This is a genomic window from Pseudomonas nitroreducens TX1 (assembly GCF_000313755.1).
GTDB lineage: Bacteria > Pseudomonadota > Gammaproteobacteria > Pseudomonadales > Pseudomonadaceae > Pseudomonas > Pseudomonas nitroreducens_A.
This window is the reverse complement of sequence record NZ_AMZB01000047.1, coordinates 1-4,752: the sequence shown is the minus strand read 5'-3', so window position 1 is coordinate 4,752 and position 4,752 is coordinate 1. Positions and strand designations below refer to the sequence as shown.

The following is a 4,752-nucleotide window of genomic DNA, read 5'->3' as shown; positions in this document are numbered from 1 at the left end:
GCCATGGATTCCTCCTGCGCCGATCAGCCCCCTCTCCCCTCAGGGAGAGGGAGCCATCCGAGCCGACTGACGCCATGGATTCCTCCTGCGCCGATCAGTCCCCTCTCCCTTCAGGGAGAGGGTTAGGGAGAGGGAGCTGCTGACTGACGGATTGGCTTCTTTCTGCACCCAAAGCGCCAACCTGTAGGAGCGCGCCATGCGCGCGATCGCGGGAATGGCCCGCTCCTACACGGTGCTCCTCATCAGCTCGTAGCCGCCAACCGACGCATCGAGACCGCGTGAATTCTCAGGCCAGCAGCGCCACCGATTTGATCTGCGCCCACACCGACTGGCCGGCATGCAGGCCGAGCTGGTCGTGGGAATAGCGGGTGATCCGCGCCAGCAGCGGCGTGCCGGAAACGTCCAGCTTCACCAGCAGGTGCGCCGGATTGTCCGTCGGCACCATCTCGACGACGGTTGCCGGCAGCACGTTGAGGATGCTGCTGTGGGCCGCCGGCTCCAGGCTCAGGCTGACGTCCCGCGCCTGCACCTTGATACGCAGCGCCCTGCCCTTGTCCATCGGCGCGTGTGCCAGGCGGATGCGCTGCTCGCAGTGCGGCAGCGCCAGGGTCAGCAGGCCATAGCCGGCGTCATACCCCAGCACCTGGCCGTCGATCACTACGCCAGCATCTTCCAGGTGGGAAATCGGCAAATCGGTGCGCGCGAGGGTTTCCACCACCGGGCCGCTGGCAAGGGAACGGCCCTGGTCGAGCAGCACCAGGTGATCGGCCAGTCGCGCCACTTCGTCGGGCGAGTGGCTGACGTAAAGAATCGGGATATCCAGCTCGTCGTGCAGGCGCTCCAGGTACGGCAGGATTTCCGCCTTGCGCTTGAGGTCCAGCGCCGCCAGCGGCTCGTCCATCAGCAGCAGGCGCGGGCTGGTCAGCAGCGCGCGGGCGATGCCGACACGCTGGCGTTCGCCACCGGACAGATGCCCCGGCATGCGCTCCAGCAGATGACCGATGCCCAGCAACTCCGTGGCCTGCTCCAGCTCGACACGATGCTGGTCACGCGGCACGCGCTTCATGCCGTAGGTGAGGTTGCGCTTCACCGACAGGTGCTCGAACAGGTTGGCGTCCTGGAACACGTAGCCCAGCGCCCGCTTGTGCGGCGGCAGGAGCACACCCGTGGCACTGTCCTGCCAGACCTCGCCGTTCACCACCAGGCGGCCGACAGGCGCACGTTCCAGGCCTGCCACGCAGCGCAGGCAGGTGGTCTTGCCGGAGCCGGAGTGGCCGAACAGCGCCGTCACACCCTTGCCCGGCAATTGCAGGTCGACATCCAGGCTGAAGCCCGAGTAGGCAATCTGGAAGCGGGCCTCGATGGCGCGTGCGGAAAGCTCTTGCGGCATGCCCACCTCAGGCCCAGGCCGAGCGGCTGCGGCGGCTCGCGTGGAGCGCCAGCAGGACGAAGAAGGAGAAGATCACCATGCCGCCGGCCAGCCAGTGCGCCTGGGCGTACTCCATGGCCTCGACGTGATCGAAAATCTGCACCGACACCACGCGGGTCTTGCCCGGGATGTTGCCGCCGATCATCAGCACCACGCCGAACTCGCCCACCGTGTGGGCGAAGCCGAGGATGCTGGCGGTGATGAAGCCCGGCCGCGCCAGCGGCAGGACCACCGAGAAGAAGGTATCCAGCGGGCTCGCGCGCAGCGTCGCGGCGGCCTCCAGCGGTTTGTTGCCGATGGCCTCGAAGGCGTTCTGCAACGGCTGCACCACGAAGGGCAGCGAATAGAACACCGAGCCCACCACCAGCCCGGCGAAGGTGAACGGCAAGCGCCCCAGGCCCAGGCTCTCGGTGGCGTGACCGATAAAGCCGTTGGGGCCCATGGTGATCAGCAGGTAGAAGCCGATCACCGTCGGCGGCAGCACCAGCGGCAGCGCCACCACCGCTCCCAGCGGACCTTTCAGCCAGGAGCGGGTGCGCGACAGCCACCAGGCGATCGGCGTGCCGATCAGCAGGAGGATCAGGGTGCTCAGGGCGGCCAGCTCGATGGTGAGCCGGATGGCCAGGAAATCCTCCTGCGTGAGGGGCATTGCCTGTTCCTTAGAGTCAGAGTTCGTAGCCGTAGGACTTGATCACCGCAGCGGCCTCAGGCCCTTTCAGGTACTCGACGAGCGCCTTGGCGGCGGCATTGTCCTTGCCCTTGTTGAGGATCACCGCATCCTGGCGGATCGGGTCATGCAGGTTGGCCGGGACTATCCAGGCAGAACCGCTGGTCACCTTGCCATCCTTGTAGATCTGCGACAACGCAACGAAACCCAGCTCAGCGTTGCCGGTGGAAACGAACTGGAAGGCCTGGGTGATGTTCTGGCCTTCGACGATCCTGCCGGCGACCTTATCCTGCAGACCGAGCTTGTCGATCACCTGGGTGGCGGCCAAACCATAGGGCGCGGCTTTCGGGTTGGCAATCGACAGGTGCTGGTAGTCGTTCTTCTTCAGCACGTCGCCCTTGGGGTCGACGTAGCCGTCCTTGGCCGACCACAGCGCCAGGGTGCCGATGGCGTAAGTGAAGCGCGAACCGGGGACGATTGCCTTCTCGGCCTCGAGTTTCTTCGGCGTGCTGTCGTCGGCGGCGAGGAAGACTTCGAACGGCGCACCGTTCCTGATCTGGGTATAGAACTGGCCGGTCGCGCCATAGACGGCCACCAGCCTGTGGCCGGTGGCCTTCTCGAAGCCCTTGGCGATGGCCTGGATCGGCGCAGTGAAGTTGGCAGCGACGGCCACCTGCACTTCATCGGCCAGCGCCGAGTGCAGGGTGAAACAGGAAGCAACCAGCAAGGACAGGCTTGCGAGGCGGTGTTTCATCGTGAAGCTCCTGTGACTGTTGTTTTCAAGCGTCGATCCGGCCGATGGCAGCACCCGCACGCCCGCTATAACAAAAATTACATAACGATGACGGCGACTCTGCAATACCCCTCAAGGGATAGCAATATCAGTACGAGAAATCAGGGTGCGACAGGTTCGCCATCCGTCGGCGATAGCAACGCAGCATTCTGCATTTCCTGACCGAAAGGTCAAATACTGTCGTCGACCTTCGGCGCCTGGCGGCGAGGCCACATCAGCGTGAAGCAGGCACCGCCCAGCACTTCGCTTTTGGCGATCTGCGCACGGCCGCCGTGCCAGTGGATGATCCGCCGCACGATGGAGAGCCCCAGCCCGTGCCCGCCGGTCACCCGCGCGCGGCTGTCATCGGCGCGGAAGAACGGCTGGAACAACCGGTGCCACTGCGCTTGCGGCACACCGGGGCCGTCGTCTTCGACGTCCACCTGGCAGCGGTCCACGCTCACCCGGTAACTGATCCGCACCCGCCCTTCGGCGTAGCGCAGCGCGTTGGTCATCAGGTTCTGCAGTGCGCGATGCAGGTAGCGCGGCTCGGCCTCGATCCAGCTTCCCTGGTCGAACGGCACCAGCGAACCCGGCTCGCAGGTGACGGTGATTTCCTGGCGCAGCGGGGCGATCTCCGACACCACCTGCTCCACCAACGCGCCCAGTTCGATGCGCTGGTAGCTCAGCGCCGGCGAGCCCTGCTCCAGCCGCGCGTAGGTCAGCATCTCGTCCACCAGCTGGTCGAGGTCCTGGATGTCGCCGTCCATGCCCTCCATGTACTTGCGCCGCGCTTTGTCGGTCTCGGCCGACTCGATCATCTCCAGACCGAAGCGCAGCCGCGCCACCGGCGTGCGCAGTTCGTGGGACACCGCGCGCACCAGTTCGCGCTGCACCGTCAGCAACAGGTGCAACTGCTCGGCCATGTGGTTGAAGGCCCCGGCAAGACGCCCCACGGAGTCCGCGCCGCGCACTTCCACGCGGGTATCCAGGCTGCCGCGGGCGATGCGCGTGGCGGCGGATTCGAGGCCGCGCAGGCGCTGTTCCAGGCCGCTGATGAGCAGGTAGAGCGTCAAGCCGATCAAGGTCAGCGCGACCACCACAATGATCGTCAGCAACTGCGGCGGATAAGGGTTCATCTGGTAGATCGGCCCCAGCTCCAGCACCCAGGGCGTGTCGAGGATGCCCGAGAGCACGCGGATCGAATCGCCGCCCTTGCCCAGCGCCATCACCGTATCGCCCTCCTCCACCCGACGGCTCTGGTCGTCGTCCAGGTCGACCTCCTTCAGGCGCAGCAGATGCACCTCGAAGCCGAAACGCTTGTCACGGACGATGCGCGCCAGGTGGTAGGGCTGCTCGCTGGCCGGGTAGCGCTTGAGCTCGTCCATCAACAGGTAGATGGTGGCGCGCGCCAGTTGCTCGCTGACCTGCTCCACCTCGCCGGCAAGGACCAGCCCCTCCGCCGCGCTCACCTGGGTCATCACCTGCACTTCATGGGGCGCCCTGGCCTGCACCAGCACCTGGTCGTTCATCAGCCGCGCCCGGCTGCGTCCTTCCATGCCCAGGGCGTCCAGGCTGGTGAGTTTCAGCGGTATGCCCAGCAGGCGGCTCCATTGGCTCAGCGCACGCTTGCGGTCCACTTCGCTCATGGGCAGCAGCTCGTCCGCCATCAGGCGGAAGGTGCCGCGCGCCAGGTCCTCGCGGTAGCGTTCGCCGCGCACGTCGTTGACCAGGTGCAGGGTCAGCACCGCCAGCGCGGCGACCGCCACCAGGGTCAGCAGCATGCCGCCGTAGATGCGCAGGAAGATGGATTTCATCGCAGGGTATTCCGGATGACTGGAGCGCTGGCGAAGAGCTCCCTCACCCCAGCCCTCTCCCAGAGGG

The 4,752-nt window shown here is 66.0% G+C and carries 4 protein-coding genes; all 4 read right to left on the bottom strand.

Annotated features, from left to right (window positions below; genetic code table 11):
• Nucleotides 1-286: 286 nt before the first annotated feature.
• On the bottom strand, nt 287-1,390 hold the full coding sequence (gene modC, locus C167_RS0100680; RefSeq protein ID WP_017516363.1) for a molybdenum ABC transporter ATP-binding protein: 1,104 nt from the start codon (nt 1,388-1,390) through the stop codon (nt 287-289).
• Between the two features lie 7 nt (nt 1,391-1,397).
• Nucleotides 1,398-2,078 (bottom strand): molybdate ABC transporter permease subunit, encoded by a 681-nt coding sequence (modB, locus tag C167_RS0100675; protein WP_017516362.1) that lies wholly within the window; start codon nt 2,076-2,078, stop codon nt 1,398-1,400.
• A 16-nt stretch (nt 2,079-2,094) separates the two neighbouring features.
• On the bottom strand, nt 2,095-2,850 hold the full coding sequence (gene modA / locus C167_RS0100670) for a molybdate ABC transporter substrate-binding protein (protein WP_017516361.1): 756 nt from the start codon (nt 2,848-2,850) through the stop codon (nt 2,095-2,097).
• A gap of 209 nt (nt 2,851-3,059) precedes the next feature.
• Nucleotides 3,060-4,685: an ATP-binding protein gene (locus C167_RS0100665; RefSeq protein WP_017516360.1), complete on the bottom strand. Its 1,626-nt coding sequence runs from the start codon at nt 4,683-4,685 to the stop codon at nt 3,060-3,062.
• Nucleotides 4,686-4,752 lie beyond the last annotated feature (67 nt).